This window comes from Paenibacillus sp. J22P277 (genome assembly GCF_059383675.1).
Window position 1 is genome coordinate 305941 of sequence record NZ_JBXENS010000009.1, and the last position, 14553, is coordinate 320493.

General features: G+C 54.1%; 18 protein-coding genes and 1 tRNA gene. 3 read left to right on the plus strand and 16 right to left on the minus strand.

What is annotated here, in order from left to right; all coding sequences use genetic code 11:
• Positions 1–190: 190 nt before the first annotated feature.
• The 6 genes from dnaB to AC50YL_RS30820 all read right to left on the minus strand — a co-directional run bounded on the left by dnaB (position 191) and on the right by AC50YL_RS30820 (position 6726).
• Positions 191–1549 (minus strand): replicative DNA helicase, encoded by a 1359-nt coding sequence (gene dnaB, locus AC50YL_RS30795; RefSeq protein ID WP_494837094.1) that lies wholly within the window; start codon positions 1547–1549, stop codon positions 191–193.
• Positions 1550–1574: 25 nt separating this feature from the next.
• Positions 1575–2018, minus strand: a complete 444-nt coding sequence (gene rplI / locus AC50YL_RS30800; RefSeq protein WP_494837096.1) for a 50S ribosomal protein L9 — start codon at positions 2016–2018, stop codon at positions 1575–1577.
• Positions 2015–3976: a DHH family phosphoesterase gene (locus AC50YL_RS30805; RefSeq protein WP_494837098.1), complete on the minus strand. Its 1962-nt coding sequence runs from the start codon at positions 3974–3976 to the stop codon at positions 2015–2017. Before AC50YL_RS30805 ends, rplI begins: the two co-directional genes overlap by 4 nt.
• A 19-nt stretch (positions 3977–3995) precedes the next feature.
• The gene (locus tag AC50YL_RS30810; protein WP_494837100.1) at positions 3996–4898 is read right to left on the minus strand and encodes a DUF2232 domain-containing protein; all 903 of its coding nucleotides are present in this window, start codon (positions 4896–4898) and stop codon (positions 3996–3998) included.
• 224 nt (positions 4899–5122) lie between these two features.
• Complete coding sequence (locus AC50YL_RS30815; RefSeq protein ID WP_494837102.1) at positions 5123–5560, minus strand: CBS domain-containing protein; 438 nt, start codon at positions 5558–5560, stop codon at positions 5123–5125.
• 68 nt (positions 5561–5628) lie between these two features.
• Positions 5629–6726, minus strand: a complete 1098-nt coding sequence (locus AC50YL_RS30820) for an LCP family protein (RefSeq protein WP_494837104.1) — start codon at positions 6724–6726, stop codon at positions 5629–5631.
• Positions 6727–6933: 207 nt separating this feature from the next.
• Between AC50YL_RS30820 and AC50YL_RS30825 the strand changes: the two genes are divergently transcribed.
• Positions 6934–7287: a DUF4870 domain-containing protein gene (locus AC50YL_RS30825; protein ID WP_494837106.1), complete on the plus strand. Its 354-nt coding sequence runs from the start codon at positions 6934–6936 to the stop codon at positions 7285–7287.
• 54 nt (positions 7288–7341) lie between these two features.
• Here AC50YL_RS30825 and rpsR read toward each other — a convergent pair whose 3' ends face one another.
• From rpsR to rpsF, 3 genes are read right to left on the minus strand one after another with little or no spacing between them, the layout of a single operon-like run.
• Positions 7342–7620 carry a 30S ribosomal protein S18 gene (gene rpsR, locus AC50YL_RS30830; protein ID WP_090649321.1) on the minus strand — a complete coding sequence of 93 codons (279 nt, stop codon included), beginning with the start codon at positions 7618–7620 and terminating at the stop codon, positions 7342–7344.
• A gap of 18 nt (positions 7621–7638) precedes the next feature.
• The gene (locus AC50YL_RS30835) at positions 7639–8223 is read right to left on the minus strand and encodes a single-stranded DNA-binding protein (protein ID WP_494837108.1); all 585 of its coding nucleotides are present in this window, start codon (positions 8221–8223) and stop codon (positions 7639–7641) included.
• 46 nt (positions 8224–8269) lie between these two features.
• Positions 8270–8554, minus strand: a complete 285-nt coding sequence (gene rpsF / locus AC50YL_RS30840) for a 30S ribosomal protein S6 (RefSeq protein WP_494837110.1) — start codon at positions 8552–8554, stop codon at positions 8270–8272.
• A 229-nt stretch (positions 8555–8783) separates the two neighbouring features.
• Here rpsF and AC50YL_RS30845 point away from each other — a divergent pair, with 229 nt between their 5' ends.
• Positions 8784–8963: a YjzC family protein gene (locus AC50YL_RS30845; protein ID WP_161743878.1), complete on the plus strand. Its 180-nt coding sequence runs from the start codon at positions 8784–8786 to the stop codon at positions 8961–8963.
• A 614-nt stretch (positions 8964–9577) separates the two neighbouring features.
• On the opposite strand, the gene AC50YL_RS30850 is transcribed toward AC50YL_RS30845, so the two are convergent.
• From AC50YL_RS30850 to AC50YL_RS30860, 3 genes are all read right to left on the minus strand, one after another.
• Positions 9578–9668, minus strand: a tRNA-Ser gene (locus AC50YL_RS30850).
• A 60-nt stretch (positions 9669–9728) separates the two neighbouring features.
• Complete coding sequence (locus AC50YL_RS30855; protein WP_494837112.1) at positions 9729–9968, minus strand: DUF951 domain-containing protein; 240 nt, start codon at positions 9966–9968, stop codon at positions 9729–9731.
• Positions 9969–10049: 81 nt separating this feature from the next.
• A complete protein-coding gene (locus AC50YL_RS30860; RefSeq protein ID WP_494837113.1) occupies positions 10050–10289 on the minus strand; it encodes a putative Se/S carrier protein in 240 nt (79 codons plus the stop codon).
• A 175-nt stretch (positions 10290–10464) separates the two neighbouring features.
• On the opposite strand from AC50YL_RS30860, the gene yyaC reads away from it, so the two are divergent.
• Entirely contained in the window at positions 10465–11058 is a 594-nt protein-coding gene (gene yyaC / locus AC50YL_RS30865; protein ID WP_494837114.1) for a spore protease YyaC, read from the plus strand.
• On the opposite strand, the gene AC50YL_RS30870 is transcribed toward yyaC, so the two are convergent.
• The 4 genes from AC50YL_RS30870 to AC50YL_RS30885 form a co-directional block, all read right to left on the minus strand.
• A complete protein-coding gene (locus AC50YL_RS30870; RefSeq protein WP_494837115.1) occupies positions 11030–11536 on the minus strand; it encodes a DUF4446 family protein in 507 nt (168 codons plus the stop codon). The two genes, yyaC and AC50YL_RS30870, sit on opposite strands and share 29 nt — an antisense overlap.
• A gap of 29 nt (positions 11537–11565) precedes the next feature.
• Complete coding sequence (locus AC50YL_RS30875) at positions 11566–12741, minus strand: aminotransferase class V-fold PLP-dependent enzyme (protein ID WP_494837116.1); 1176 nt, start codon at positions 12739–12741, stop codon at positions 11566–11568.
• 101 nt (positions 12742–12842) lie between these two features.
• On the minus strand, positions 12843–13697 hold the full coding sequence (locus AC50YL_RS30880) for a ParB/RepB/Spo0J family partition protein (protein ID WP_494837118.1): 855 nt from the start codon (positions 13695–13697) through the stop codon (positions 12843–12845).
• The gene (locus AC50YL_RS30885; RefSeq protein ID WP_161743873.1) at positions 13678–14451 is read right to left on the minus strand and encodes a ParA family protein; all 774 of its coding nucleotides are present in this window, start codon (positions 14449–14451) and stop codon (positions 13678–13680) included. The genes AC50YL_RS30880 and AC50YL_RS30885 overlap by 20 nt, the downstream gene beginning before the upstream one ends.
• Positions 14452–14553 lie beyond the last annotated feature (102 nt).

The following is a 14553-nucleotide window of genomic DNA, read 5'->3' on the forward strand; positions in this document are numbered from 1 at the left end:
CCCCCATTACATGTTTTGAAGCGCAAACGAACACAACAAATGACTGCCTGTGGCCGGCAGCAGTATTAGTGTAGCAATTTAGTCCGCTAAAGTCAACGAAAAGCGAACAATTGTAGGGTTGCCCCTACAATTGTTCGGAAATAGAAATATAATGTCGAAGTTGGACGGCCAGCTGGCAGCGCCCGTTGTTTTAAGAAGCCGATTCCTGATGGGAGCGATCCAGTCCGACGAATTTATTGAAGTTTTTGAGGAAGGCCAGCTCGACGGTGCCCACGGGCCCGTTCCGCTGTTTGGCGATGATGATCTCGATGATGTTCTTCTTCTCCGATTCCTTGTCGTAGTAATCGTCCCGGTACAGAAACGCGACGATATCGGCATCTTGCTCGATGGAACCGGATTCCCGAAGATCGGACATCATCGGACGCTTGTCCTGCCGCTGTTCGACGCCCCGGCTCAGCTGGGAGAGCGCGATGACCGGCACTTCCAGCTCCCGCGCGATCTGCTTGAGCGTACGCGAGATCTCGGATACTTCCTGCTGCCGGTTCTCGCCGGCTTTGCCCCGGCCTTGGATCAGCTGCAGGTAGTCGATCAGGATCATGCCGAGGCCGCGTTCTTTCTTCAGCCGGCGGCACTTCGCCCGAATATCCGCGACGGTGATTCCCGGCGTATCGTCGATATAGATTTGCGCTTCGGAGAGCGAACCGATCGCCATCGTTAGCTTTTCCCAATCGTCGCCTTCCAAATACCCCGTCCGCATCCGGCCGGCGTCGACGTTCGATTCCGCGCAGATCATCCGCTGCACCAGCTGGGCGGCGGACATCTCGAGACTGAAGATTGCGACCGTCTCGCGGGCGCGTACGCCGACGTTCTGGGCGATGTTCAGGGCGAATGCCGTCTTCCCTACGGATGGACGCGCCGCCACGATAATCAAGTCGTTCCGCTGGAAGCCCGACGTCATTTTGTCCAAGTCCGTGAAGCCGGACGGAATGCCCGTCGAGCCGCCTTTGTTGGAATACAGGTGCTCGACCCGCTCGAAGACTTCCATCAGCACGTCGCGGATCGAGATGAAGCCGCTGCTGGAACGGCGGTTGGACAGCTCCATGATGCGCGCTTCCGCGTCGCTCAGCATGAGGCCGATATCGTCCGCGGCCGCGTAGCCGTCGGACACGATATTCGTCGCCGTCCGAATGAGGCGGCGGAGCATGGACTTCTCTTCCACCATCTGCGCGTAGTAGTCCACGTTCGCCGCCGTCGGCACCGCATTGCCCAGCTTCGCCAGGTAGCTGACGCCGCCGATCTCCTCCAACTGCTGACGGTCCTGCAGGTACGAGGTCAAGGTAACCAGATCGATGGGCTGGTTGGCTTCGCCGAGCTCGACCATCGCGTTATAGATCAATTGATGCGACGGCAGGTAAAAGTCCTCGCTCCGCAGCCGCTCCATCGTCGTAATGAGCGCTTCCGTCTGCAACAGGACCGCCCCAAGGACCGCCTGCTCCGCTTCCATATTCTGCGGCGGAACGCGGTCGAACATCGTCAGCTCGTCACTCATGCCTTCCCGCGCTCCCTCTCTCCCATTATTCTTCCGTTGCATGCACGCTCAGCTTCGCTTTCACTTCGGGATGCAGCTTCACCAACACCTGCGTGACGCCGAGCGTCCGGATCGGTTCCTCGAGTTCGATTTTGCGTTTATCGATCTTCACGCCCAGCGCTTCGAGCGATTCCGCGATTTGCTTGGTGGTGATGGCGCCGAACAGGCGTCCGCCTTCGCCGGCTTTCGTTTTCACGACGACCTTCATCGCTTCCAAACGCGCGGCGAGTGCTTGCGCATCCGCTTTCTCTTGCTCTTTCTTTCGTTTCTCGGCCGCATTTTGCGCGTCGAGCGTCTTCAAGTTGCCGTCCGATGCCGGCTTCGCCAGGTTCTTCGGAAACAGGAAATTGCGCACGTACCCTTCCGATACTTCTTTAACCTCGCCCTTCTTGCCTTGCCCCTTCACGTCTTGCAGGAAAATGACCTTCATTCGAATAACCCCTCTTCCTTATCGATTTCTTGCAGCACCTGCTTGAGGCGCTGCGCGACTTCCGCTACGGTGCCTTCGAGCTGGGCAGCCGCGTTGGTCAGATGACCGCCGCCGCCCATGCGCTCCATGACCACCTGCACGTTCATATGGCCTAACGACCTCGCGCTGATGCCGATCAGGCCGTCCGGACGTTCCCCGATAACGAACGACGCCAGCACGTCCGTCATGTTGAGCAGCGTATCCGCCGTCTGCGCGATCAGCAGCTGCGAATACTGGCGTCCTTGCTCCGTGACCGCGATCGCGACATGATCGTACACGATCTCGGCGAGCTTGATCATTTCCGCCTTCTTGATGTATTCCGCCAGATCCTCCTTCAGCATCCGCTGAATGAGCGTGGAATCCGCGCCGTTGCGGCGCAGGAACGATGCCGCCTCGAAGGTTCGGGAACCCGTGCGCAGCGAGAAGCTCTTCGTATCCACCGTAATGCCCGCGAGCAGCGCCGTCGCTTCCTTCACGTCCAGCAGCACCCGGTCGTGGATATATTGCAGCAGCTCCGTGACCAACTCGCAGGTGGAGGACGCATACGGCTCCATATACACCAGAATCGCATTCGTGATGAATTCCTCGCCGCGGCGGTGATGATCCACGACGACGATCTTGTCCGTCAGGGAGAGAATCCGCGGTTCCTTTACCATCGACGCCTTGTGCGTATCGACGACGACGGCAAGCGTCTTGCCGTCCACGATGCCGAGCGCCTGTTCCGGCGTGATGAAGCGTTTGGCGATGCGCTCGTCTTCCCGCAGCATTTCCATCATCTTCTGAATGGCCGGATTGACGCCTTCCAACACGATATACGCTTCCTTGTTGAACAGCAGCGCCGCTTTGAGCACCCCGATCGCCGCTCCGATCGAATCCATGTCCGGCATCTTATGCCCCATGATAACCACGCGGTCGCTGTCGCGCATCAGATCGCGCAGCGCGTGCGCCACGACGCGGGCCCGCACGCGGGTCCGTTTCTCCACGGCGTTGGACTTCCCGCCGTAGAACGATTGGCGCTGCCCGACCTTGACCGCCGCCTGGTCCCCGCCCCGGCCGAGCGCGTAATCCAGGCTCGTCTGCGCCCAATGGCCGAGCTCCACGATGCTTTCCGCGCCGGCCGCGAAGCCGATGCTGAGCGTCATCGGGATCTTGTTCTCCGCGATGATCTCCCGCACCTCGTCCAGCAGCACGAACCGCGACAGCTCCAGCTGCTTGAGCGTCCGCTGATCGGTAATGACCAGGTAACGGTCCGAGGTGAGCCGCTTCAGATACACGTGGAACTTGCTTGCCCACTCCGTGATCTCCGCCGTGGCCCTGGACATCAGCGTGCTCCGCTGCTGGTCGTCCATGCCCTGCGTGACCTCTTCGAGGTTATCCATCATGACGATTCCGATCGCCATTTTCTCTTCCTCGTACCGCTTGGCCAGCTGCCACTGCTTCGTGATGTCGCGCACGTAGAGCAGGCGTTCGTCGAAGCGGAACATCAGCTCATAGATCGCGTTCCCGATCGATGCCTCCATCGTGCCTTCGCGTTCCTTCGCTTGGGACAAAGTCGGGAACAAATCGTTCAGCGACTCGCCTACCACGGATTCCCGCTCCAGCATGTTCGTGATGAACGCGTTATGCCATTCGATGGTTTTATCCTCGTTATAGAGGATGATCCCGAACGGCAAATCGCTGATGACCTCGTTTCCTGCTTTCTTCACGCGGTAGGACAGCGTGCCGAGGTACATTTTCAAATCCCGGCGAAACGCCCGCTCGGCCATGACCGAATAGAAACCGATGGCGCCGGACAGCACCAGCCCCAGCACCCCCAGCTTCCAATCGTACGTCGCCAGCGTGATCGTCATCAATAACATCAGCACGAATGCCCATAAATGGTGCATCCCGTGCCATCGTTTAATCAAAAACTTCGGCATGTTCGATTCCGCCCCTGTGTCACGATTTCTTAAACGCTCTTCGGATCGGGAATGCCGCATCCAGCACGCCGATCAGGCTAAACGGCGGAAAAATCGCGACAATTACGGATAAAATCACCGGAATTGCCTTGTTCCATCTCCGTTCATGCGCAATAAAGAAGAAAAATCCCATCGCCTGAATGGAGAACGCCAGCTGCATCAGCGGGACCAGGTTGTGGAGCGTGACCGTCATGAAGGAGGTTCCTTCATTCGGCGTCGCCAGATCCGCGAGAAGAACGATTAAATAGTACAGGACGAAAATGCGCGGCAGCATCCATTTGCGGGGCTGCTGCAGCTTGGAGACGGTTATGCCCGATCTGCGGAGAATCGGCGCCGCGACGGCATGCGCGATGACCGTAAACAGGAACGATACGGCAATGAGCGCCATCGGGATGGAATGGACCAAGTTCTGAATGTACGACTCCGTCACTTCTGCCGTCCATGTGCCCGGCATGAGTCCCTCGCTGTCCAAACTGTCGATCGTATTCGTAATCACGCTGCGGATTTCATGGATGAGCGAGAAATCGAACCAAGCATCGGCAAGCACGAGCTCAAGCAGCGAGATGCCCAGCAGCGTCAATACGACAGCGGTCAGCGCTTTGCGCGCCGGTACGCCCTTGCGGTACATATGCCCGAGGACCACGGACGGAATCAAGAAAAATAAGCCTACGATTAAAGCAGCCGGCCCCAGAACAACGGCGCCGATTGCGTATACGACCGCCACGTGCAAGGAAAATGCCCGCCTTGACAACGTCGCATACAGGATGACCATCGGCACCATCATGACGGCTGAAACAAGCACGTTCACGAGCGGTACGGCGATGGCGAGCAGCAGCAGCAGTGCGGCAGCGCTCCAAAGAATCGATTTTACACCGGTTTTCAAACCGTTCACCTCTTGCTCCAGATACTAGTGCGCAGCCTAAGCTTTACTCCCCATTATATCATAAAACAAGTACGGGAAAACAGAACCGCCCTACCCGGGCACCGGAAGCGAGCTTGGCCTGGCCGGCTTTCCTGCCCGCGCCGCCGAAGCAAAACGCCGCCCTCTTCCCGAGGACGGCGTTTCCTGCACGTGCTGCGATCGCCGCCAGGGCGAACGATGATTGCTTACCCGGCAGCCATTTCTTTGTTGGCATTCATTTTTTTTACGATGAGTGCTTCGCAATAATCGATAATATCGCTTCGGCGTACGATGCCGATAAACCGGTTCATGTCATCGACGACGGGCACGAAATTCTGTACCTTCGCCAGGGAGAGGAGGTCCTCCATGTTGGCGTCGATCTGCACGGCTTTATTGGTCAGGCGCATATGCACGTCGGAGAGCTTCACTTTATTCGTTTGCTCGAAGTTCAACTGCGGATTGTTCTTCATATGCCAGAGCAGATCGCCTTCGGTCAACGTTCCGGCATAACCGCCGGCATGATCCAGGATCGGCACGGCCGTATAGCGGTGATGCTCCATCTTCTCCAGCGTCTGCCGGAGCGTCGCATCCATCGTCAACCAGACCACTTCTTGCTTCGGTAATAAGAAAAATGCGATATTCATGCGTTTGTTGCCCACCTTCCTTCTTCTTTTCCACGTGCAGAAAGAGCATTGGGCAATTCCGATTGCCGTTATTTCTTCGCGGTTCCTTTCGCCGGGTTTGCCGACAACGACTGCACCGGTTTCCGAATTTTGTTCTGGTACTCCTCCGGAAGCGGCAGCTGCGTTTTCGTTTTGGCCGGATTCAGCCAGGCCGCGATCAGAGCTTTGGTCCTCGCCAAGTCTTCTTCGTCCGCAAAATAATACCAAGCGCCGCGTGCGACTTTGCGATGACCGCTTCCTTTCAGCGTATGGCTGTAAATCGTGCGATCGCTGCCCTGCAGCATGCTCTTCGCAAGGTCGATCATATGCGCCGGCGTTAAGTCCGTGCTGAAGTTATCGCCCATAATGTCCATCATCTGCGGAATTTTCGTCCACTGCCCGACGCTTGACGCTTTGTTCATGATCGCGTTCAGAAACACCTGGTGGCGTCCTGCGCGGCTTGTATCGCCGCCGGCATCCTCCCGGTAACGAACGTAGTTAAGAGCCTCTGTGCCATTGTAGACATCCTTACCGGCCTTGACGACGAACTTCTCGTGATCGGGATCGTCGTTGACAAGGTCTTTGGTAATGGGAAGCGAAATTCCGCCCATGGCGTCTATGACATCCCGAAAGCCCTTGAAGTTTATTGTAGCATAATGGTTTACCGGAGCGCCAAACAACTTCTCGACCGTTTCGACCGACATTTTGGCTCCGCCGAACGCAAACGCATGGGTAATTTTATCTTCCCACTTCCTGCCCGATTTCGTCGTCTTGCCCACGATATCGACATACGTATCGCGAGGAATGGAAAGCATCAGGATTGCGCCGTCGATCGGTCTGACGATCGTATAAATCATGGTGTCGGAGCGGCCGATTTCTTTACCGCGCTGATCGACGCCCAGCAGCAGCAGGGAGAACGGCTGCTCCTTCTTGTATGACGTCGTCGTCGTTGTCACGGGGGGTTTGCGACCTTCGAGCGGCTTGTAGGAGTTCTCCAGCCTCTTCTCCACGTTGTCCTTCAGGAACGTATCGAATCCCCACATCGCCAACGCTCCGCGGTTGTAATAGCCCAGCGCTCCGCCTGCGACGACGAGGATCAGCAAGGCGGCCAGCCATTTATAACGTCGAGTCCTTCTGGAATTCGCCATGATGATAATTAGCTCCTGTCTTTCCCGAATCTATTTAAACGCGCCTTCATCATTTTAAACGATCCGTTTTGAACGATGGTTACATTTCGTTAACGAAGGGATGTTTACAGAAATAGAAACCGCTAGCAGGACAAATTGTTCCTATCCCCTGCATAGTTCCGCCGCGATGCGAATAAATACCTAACAAAAGGAAGGAGTGGCTGCCTGATGCAAGCGCCGCATTTTGCGCCGGACCGCTCATCGACCGGCATGGATCCCAAGATCGTCGGGCTGCTCTGCTATTTGGGCGCTTTCGTGACGGGCCTGCTGTTCCTCGCGCTGGAGAAACGGAGCTCGTTCGTGAAATTCCATGCGATGCAGTCCATACTGCTGTCGGTGGCTTGGTTCATTATCAGTATTGTGCTCGGCTTCATCCCGTTTATCGGCTGGATTCTTGGCGTATTGCTAACTCCGCTGACATTTGTTTTATGGATTGCCTTAATGCTCCTCGCCTTGCAGGGCCGATGGTACAAGCTGCCGGTCGTCGGCGACATGGCCGAGCAGCAAGCCTCCAAATTCTGATCGTTGCCGAAACGCAAAAAAGGCAGCCGGATTCGGCTGCCTTCTTGTCCGTTCCTATTCCGTTGTGTAAGGCAACAGCGCTACTTGACGCGAACGCTTGATTGCGATCGTCAGCAGGCGTTGGTACTTCGCGCTTGTTCCCGTTACGCGACGTGGCAGGATTTTGCCGCGTTCGCTGATAAATTTACGAAGCAGGTCCGTATCTTTATAGTCAATGTGCGTAATTTTGTTAGCGGTGAAGAAACATACTTTACGACGTTTGTTACGGCCTTTGCGGCCGCCGAATTTGCGTTCTGGACGCTCGTCGCCACCATCTCTTTGCTTAAAGCTCATGTTCATCCGTCCTTTCGTTTAGAATGGCAAATCATCTTCCGATATATCGATCGGGCGCCCGTCATCCGAGAATGGATCACGGCCGTTGTTGTTCCGAGGTGTACCTCCTGAACGTCCGCCTCCGCCTTGACCGCCGCCTTGGTTGCCTCCACCACCGCCTTGACTACCTCCACCGCCGCCGTAGCCGCCTTGACCGCCACCGCCGAAGTTTCCGTTGCCTCCGCCGTAATTGCCGCCGCCTTCTTCACGCGGGCTATTGCCGTCCCGGTTCGCGGATTCCAAGAAACGCACGTTATCGGCAATGACTTCCGTCACGTAGACGCGCTTGCCTTCGTTGTTCTCGTAATTCCGAACCTGCATGCGGCCTTCGACCGCCGCTAAACGGCCCTTGCGTAAATAGTTGGCACAGGTCTCGGCCAGCTGACGCCACGTGACGATCGGAATAAAATCCGCTTCGCGTTCGCGTTCGCCGCCTTGTCCGCCGCCGCTTGAGAACGGTCGATCCACTGCAAGCGTAAATTGCGTTACCGCAACGCCTGCAGGCGTATAGCGCATTTCAGGATCCCTTGTTAGTCTGCCGATGAGAATAACGCGGTTCAACATCGTTTATCGCCTCCAATCAAAACATCGCTTGCGTCGTCCGATGAGACTAGGCTACATCTTTCGTGATCAAGAAACGGATAACTTCATCCGTAATTTTCATGACGCGGTCAAGTTCGTTCACAACTTCTGGCGTTGCGTTGAAATGAACCAGCACGTAGATACCGTCACGAATCTTGTTGATCTCATACGCAAGGCGGCGCTTACCGATCACGTCATGCTTTGTGATCTCTCCACCGTTTCCGATGATTGCTTGGAACTTTTCGGTCAGGGCTTGAACCGATTCTTGTTCCACTTCCGGACGAATGATGTACATCACTTCGTATTTGCGCATTTGTTTCACCTCCTCTTGGACTATGCGGCCCCCTTATGGGAGCAAGGAGCGAGCTAGAGTGCTTTCTCGCATACCTGAATACTATATCAAATTTGGTGCCCACTTGACAAGTAAGGATTTGCTGCTCGTCCTCCCTCATTCTTCCGTTCATGCGGGCCGCGCTTGAGGCGCAAACTAGAAGCCGGGGTTTCCCCTCCCCGCAAGGACTCATGACGGAGGTGCAGCAGCAATGGGCGAATGGACGGAATTTCGGCCGGGCGATCACGCGCCGAACGACGGCACGTACATCGAGATCGGCGAGGCCTCGTTTCACATGGGCGTAAACGATCCGAAGAAGGTGCATTTGAAGAAAGGCGAACAGTTTCCTTCGACGTCGAACAAGGACCGCAAGTGGAAACGAATGCATTAATTTTTTCATCCGGGCCATTGCATAATTCGCTTGGCCTCGAGGCATTATAATTCATGACGGTGAACAAGTGAGAGGTGTGGTTCCATTGAACGTCAATGTGCTTGATCCTCAAGGAGATTCTGTCCACTCAGCATAGAAGCGGAGGGTTGTGCCAAAGACACTTGTCTGTAACACACGCGCACCGATCAGATCGGTGAACCAAGGTTTCGACGAAAGCTTTGTGACGACTGTTTTCTGCAAAACTAAGCACCGTCGGGAAGAGGGCTCGCAAGAGCCCTTTTTTCCTGTGCTGCGATGATTGCGCATTGTGTGCTCGGTAGGCTCACGGCCGACACACGGCACTGCTTCGCCTCAATCGATCAAGCACTCTCGGGGACTCCCTACCCCTCGCCCTGCCCCGCCTTTCTCTGCTCGTCTCAGCCGACTGCGATTACATGTCCAGACCACAAACGCCGAGGCATCTCTGTTGTTAGCAGTCTTGACGTCGCAGGTGCCACGACTCAGCGCAACGGTTACGATTGCATACCTACTGCCTCCACGTAACCGCAAATATATATAAATGAAGAAGAACCAAAAAAGCGATCCATTAGGATCGCTTCGCGTTTAAGGGGTTATGGCGGAGAGGGTGGGATTCGAACCCACGCACGCTGTGACACGCCTAACTGATTTCGAGTCAGCCCCCTTGGGCCTCTTGGGTACCTCTCCATGTGTTTGTCAGTCAGCAAGGAATATCTTATCACGCGGCTCGTCCGAATGCAAGCCTTTTTATTCCGGCGTTGACAAATTGTTTTCCCCTTCGTTTTGCTGCGAATCCGCGGCGGATCGAAGCACTTTTTTCAAGTTCTTTTCGAACTTTGCCCGAGGGATGAGCACGCTGTGCTTGCAACCCACGCATTTGATTCGAATGTCCATCCCCATGCGGATAATCTCCATTTCATTCGTGCCGCACGGATGCTGTTTCTTCATTTGTACGACGTCCCCAAGTTCGAACTGCTTTCTCTCCATCCCGTTCCGTTCCTCCTCTTTATAAGGCTCTCCCTGCATTTGGTGTCCTCATCGGGTTTTTCATCTCCAACGTTCTATTCTTCACATCGCGACCGCTTCGTAACGATCCTCCACCTGTTTGAAAATCCCCCTGATTTCCACCTTTTCTTGAACGATGACCTCCTGGACGGCTAGCAAATCTTCTTCCGGAAATTGAATAGAAAGCGCGCAGCCGGCCGTGATCTGCTTCGGCGTGGGGTACATATCTATTTCAATCTCCGCGTATTCTAATAGCATCTCTGCCCGCAGCGCCTGCTGGGTGGAGTCGAACGCGATCAGCATGGCTCCTCGCCTCCTGACTGATTTTATTGAACATTTCTCCCTGCGGGCAAGTATAAAATGGTTGTCCCATCCATATACTAGTAACCAAGCGCAAGGCCGGCGGCTCTATCAATTTCGTACCTGGAACCGCTGACTATCCGCCGTATATTCATAGCGTTTTGCGGGAGGGGAATCTATGAGACTGCCAGGGATGAAAGAAACGCCGCTTAAGGTGCCTTACACGGAGCCCAACATCACCGGACTTCTTATTAATCGTATGACCTATTTATTGGACAATGTGTCCCCTGATCGCAGAATTGTCGTCGTTTGCGTCGGCACCGACCGCTCCACGGGCGACTCGCTCGGCCCTCTCGTCGGCACCTCACTCAGCAAATACAGGAGCCCGTTCTTCGACTTATACGGCACGTTGGAGGAACCGGTTCACGCCATGAATTTGGATGAGACGCTGATCGACATCAATAAGCATGTCCGCAAGCCGTTCGTGATCGGCATCGATGCCTGCCTTGGCCAAGCGGCGAGCGTCGGCTGCATTCAAGTCGGGACGGGACCGGTCAGGCCCGGCGCGGGCGTGAACAAGGACCTGCCTCCCGTCGGCGATATTCATATCACCGGCATCGTGAACGTCGGCGGATTCATGGAATATTTCGTCCTGCAAAACACGCGTCTGCACCTGGTCATCCGCATGTCCGACATCATTGCGCACAGTCTATTCTCGTCCATTATGAAATGCACGCGTCCTGCTACTTATCCTGCAGCAACGCAAGATTGATCGCTTCGATTTCTTCAGGGGTCAAGGTATAGGCAGACTGCCCTTCTTTGACCGGCTTTGCATAGACGAACGTATTGTCGCGGCCATGAATCCCGCTCATTACCATGCCGTCTTTATCGTCATTGATGAGCGCAACGGAAAAACTGAGATCGCTGCCTCGTTCTGCAAAAGCATTGTAGCGATGAATACCGATATTGCCTTTTTTCTTTTTCATGGTTTCGCTCAATGCGACAACCGTTTTCTTCAAGCTGCGGTGCTGCTCTTCCTGCTCCTGCAGCCGCTGCTTCAATTCGATAATGATGGTTTCCAATCCATCAACGCCCGAACCGCTCATGAATTGCGTGTAGTTCTTCCTCAGTTTCTTTAATTTGCTGCCCAACACGAAATTCCGAATCAGCAAAAGCAATACAATAATAATAAGTCCGGCAAGCATTCCGGCCATTGCCCAATCGAACGGCCTCTCAATCCATTGATCCATGATGCGTTTCTCTCCCCATTCGGTGCTCTTTAGCTGTAATGTCGGCCAATTTCGTTCACAGCCCCAACGAAGGCGTCCACCTCTTCAGAAGTCGTAAAGCACCCCACGCTTGCACGTATCGCTCCCGTCTCCAACGTCCCTGCAGTTTCATGGGCCAGCGGCGTACAATGAAACCCTGTCCGTACGGCCGTGTTGTAGTGCTGGTCCAAAATAAACCCGATCTCCGACGGATCCGCTCCCTCCATGACAAATGACACGATGCCGGTTCTCGGTTTCCCCAACTCCGGTCCCAAAAGTCGCACGCCTTTCACGGCCAGAAGCCCATCCATCATCAGCTGCGTCAATGCCCATTCTTTAGTATGGATGTTTTGAACGGTCTCATGCAGGACATGCTGTACCCCTGCCCGCAGACCGCTGATGCCGGCGGTATTTTGCGTTCCCGCTTCATATCTGTCGGGACGCACGGAAGGCTGTTCGACGGACTCCGACTGACTGCCCGTACCGCCATGCAGGAGCGGCTCTAGGTCCACTTCCGGGTGAACGTATAGCCCGCCGGTTCCTTGCGGCCCCAACAGCCCTTTATGGCCCGGAAACGCGAGCATATCAATCCCCATGCCTTCTACGTCGATTTGCAACAGACCCGCCGTTTGCGCCGCATCCACAAGCAGCTTGACTCCGCTGCGTCTGGTCACTTCCCCAATATCCGCGATCGGCAATATGGAGCCGAGCAGATTTGAGCTGTGATTCACAACCGCCAGCTTCGTATTCGATCGGATGGCTAGCTCCACCTGTTTCGCATCCAACTGCCCTGTCTCGTCCGCTTCTACATAGGTTACGTCGATGACGCCTAGTCGCTTCAAATACTCCAGCGGCCTGCGTACGGAGTTATGCTCCACCGCGGTTGCAACAACATGATCGCCCGGTTTAAGAACTCCTTTGATCGCCGTATTGAGCGCCATCGTCGTATTCAGCCCGAACGAGATATCATTTGGATTTTTGACAACGAATAGTTTCGCAAGCGATCTGCGTGTCTCAAATAAAATCCGGCTCGCCCGAACCGCCATCGCATGAGATCCTCTGCCAGGATTGGCACTATCCCGCTCCATCGCTTCTTTCACCGCATCGACCACGGCAGATGGTTTAGGCCATGATGTGGCCGCGTGATCCAAGTAAATGAACGGTTTATCCACCGGCTGCTCCGCCATCACTCCGCCTCCCTCCGCTTAATCTTAACAATAGCATACTTGATTGGCGGACCTGCATCAAACCCCGCCAATCAAGTATGCTATTAATGGGTGCTTCTTTATTATGATAAGTGTTGCAACAGTTCAAGCAAACGTTCCAAGTCTTGTTTGTTATAATACATCAGCTCGATACGGCCTTTATCCTTTTGTTGTTTAATCTTGACGGTTGTTTTGAATTGTTCGCGCAGCGTTTCCTCGACCTGATCAATGTAAGGATCTTTCTTCTTATTAGAAGCAGTTTCCTTCGCCTTTACTGGATTCGGCTGATCCAAGTTCTTAATGGCTTCCTCCAGTTGTCTAACGCTCCATTCATTTGCAATCGATAGTTCAGCCAGTTCTTTCTTCCGGGAATCTTCTTTCACGCCTACGATGGCCCTTGCGTGACCCATGGACAATGTTCCACGTGAAACATTCTCCTTGATCTGTTCCGGGAGCGAATGCAACCTCAGGAAGTTGGCAATGTGGGATCTGGATTTGCCGACCTTCAACGAGAGCTCCTCTTGCGTCAAATTAAACTTGTCCATTAATGCTTGATAAGCGATCGACAGCTCAATCGCGTTCAAATCCTCGCGCTGCAAGTTTTCGATAAGTGCAATCTCCATTACTTGCATATCCGAGAAGTTGCGCACGACTGCCGGGATAGTCGGATTACCGCACAATTGCGATGCGCGGAAGCGCCGCTCGCCCGCTATGATTTCGTACCCTTTAAGAACCGTCCGAACGATGATCGGTTGAATCACGCCATGTTGCTTAATGGATTCCGCCAGTTCTTTGATGGCATCATCGTCGAACGTTTTACGCGGTTGATAGGGATTCGGTCTAAGCTGCGTCAGCGAAACCTCAACAACCTTGTCGTCTTCGTTTACGGAAAGCGATGGAATAAGCGCATCAAGTCCTCTACCTAGCCGCTTGCTCATACATAATCACTTCCTTCGCGAGTTCAAGGTAAACCTCTGCCCCTTTAGAGCGTGGATCATAGGTAATGATCGATTGCCCATGCGAAGGCGCTTCGCTCAAGCGAACATTACGCGGAATGATCGTCTGATATACCTTTTGCTGAAAATACTTCTTCACTTCTTCAATAACTTGTATGCCAAGGTTCGTCCGCGCATCGAACATCGTGAGCAGCACGCCTTCGATTTGAAGCGATGTGTTCAAATGTTTCTGCACCAAACGAACTGTATTCAAGAGCTGGCTTAAACCTTCCAGCGCGTAATATTCGCATTGAATTGGAATAATGACGGAATCCGAAGCTGTCAACGAGTTGATAGTCAGAATGCCAAGCGAAGGCGGGCAATCAATAAGGATATAATCATACTGATTTTTCACGAGCGCAAGCGACTTCTTCAATCTTTGTTCGCGTGAAATCGTGGGTACCAATTCAATCTCCGCACCGGCCAGCTGAATCGTCGCAGGAAGAATGTTCAAACCTTCGATATTCGTCTGACAGGTGGCCTCATTCGGATGCACGTCATTAATAAGCACATCATAAATACAATGCGCTACATCCGCTTTATTGATCCCGATCCCGCTCGTCGTATTTCCCTGAGGGTCAATATCGACTAGCAGCACCTTCTTGCCCAGCGAAGCCAGGCACGCGCCCAGATTGACGGACGTGGTCGTTTTTCCGACACCGCCCTTCTGGTTCGTTATTGCAATCGTTTTAGACAAACCGTTCACCTCTATGCTGATAACTTATTGGAGTCGAATGAACTCCTATCTATTTTTGCAGCTATTATTGCATCTAGCAAATACTAATAGACAAAATGACGA

What these genes read in the sequence shown, in the direction of transcription:
- dnaB (WP_494837094.1), bottom strand. Translation starts at nt 1,549, where the DNA reads ATGAGTGACGAGCTGACGATGTTCGACCGCGTTCCGCCGCAGAATATG.
- rplI (WP_494837096.1), bottom strand. Translation starts at nt 2,018, where the DNA reads ATGAAGGTCATTTTCCTGCAAGACGTGAAGGGGCAAGGCAAGAAGGGC.
- AC50YL_RS30805 (WP_494837098.1), bottom strand. Translation starts at nt 3,976, where the DNA reads ATGCCGAAGTTTTTGATTAAACGATGGCACGGGATGCACCATTTATGG.
- AC50YL_RS30815 (WP_494837102.1), bottom strand. Translation starts at nt 5,560, where the DNA reads ATGAATATCGCATTTTTCTTATTACCGAAGCAAGAAGTGGTCTGGTTG.
- AC50YL_RS30820 (WP_494837104.1), bottom strand. Translation starts at nt 6,726, where the DNA reads ATGGCGAATTCCAGAAGGACTCGACGTTATAAATGGCTGGCCGCCTTG.
- AC50YL_RS30825 (WP_494837106.1), top strand. Translation starts at nt 6,934, where the DNA reads ATGCAAGCGCCGCATTTTGCGCCGGACCGCTCATCGACCGGCATGGAT.
- rpsR (WP_090649321.1), bottom strand. Translation starts at nt 7,620, where the DNA reads ATGAGCTTTAAGCAAAGAGATGGTGGCGACGAGCGTCCAGAACGCAAA.
- AC50YL_RS30835 (WP_494837108.1), bottom strand. Translation starts at nt 8,223, where the DNA reads ATGTTGAACCGCGTTATTCTCATCGGCAGACTAACAAGGGATCCTGAA.
- rpsF (WP_494837110.1), bottom strand. Translation starts at nt 8,554, where the DNA reads ATGCGCAAATACGAAGTGATGTACATCATTCGTCCGGAAGTGGAACAA.
- AC50YL_RS30845 (WP_161743878.1), top strand. Translation starts at nt 8,784, where the DNA reads ATGGGCGAATGGACGGAATTTCGGCCGGGCGATCACGCGCCGAACGAC.
- AC50YL_RS30855 (WP_494837112.1), bottom strand. Translation starts at nt 9,968, where the DNA reads ATGGAGAGAAAGCAGTTCGAACTTGGGGACGTCGTACAAATGAAGAAA.
- AC50YL_RS30860 (WP_494837113.1), bottom strand. Translation starts at nt 10,289, where the DNA reads ATGCTGATCGCGTTCGACTCCACCCAGCAGGCGCTGCGGGCAGAGATG.
- yyaC (WP_494837114.1), top strand. Translation starts at nt 10,465, where the DNA reads ATGAGACTGCCAGGGATGAAAGAAACGCCGCTTAAGGTGCCTTACACG.
- AC50YL_RS30870 (WP_494837115.1), bottom strand. Translation starts at nt 11,536, where the DNA reads ATGGATCAATGGATTGAGAGGCCGTTCGATTGGGCAATGGCCGGAATG.
- AC50YL_RS30875 (WP_494837116.1), bottom strand. Translation starts at nt 12,741, where the DNA reads ATGGCGGAGCAGCCGGTGGATAAACCGTTCATTTACTTGGATCACGCG.
- AC50YL_RS30880 (WP_494837118.1), bottom strand. Translation starts at nt 13,697, where the DNA reads ATGAGCAAGCGGCTAGGTAGAGGACTTGATGCGCTTATTCCATCGCTT.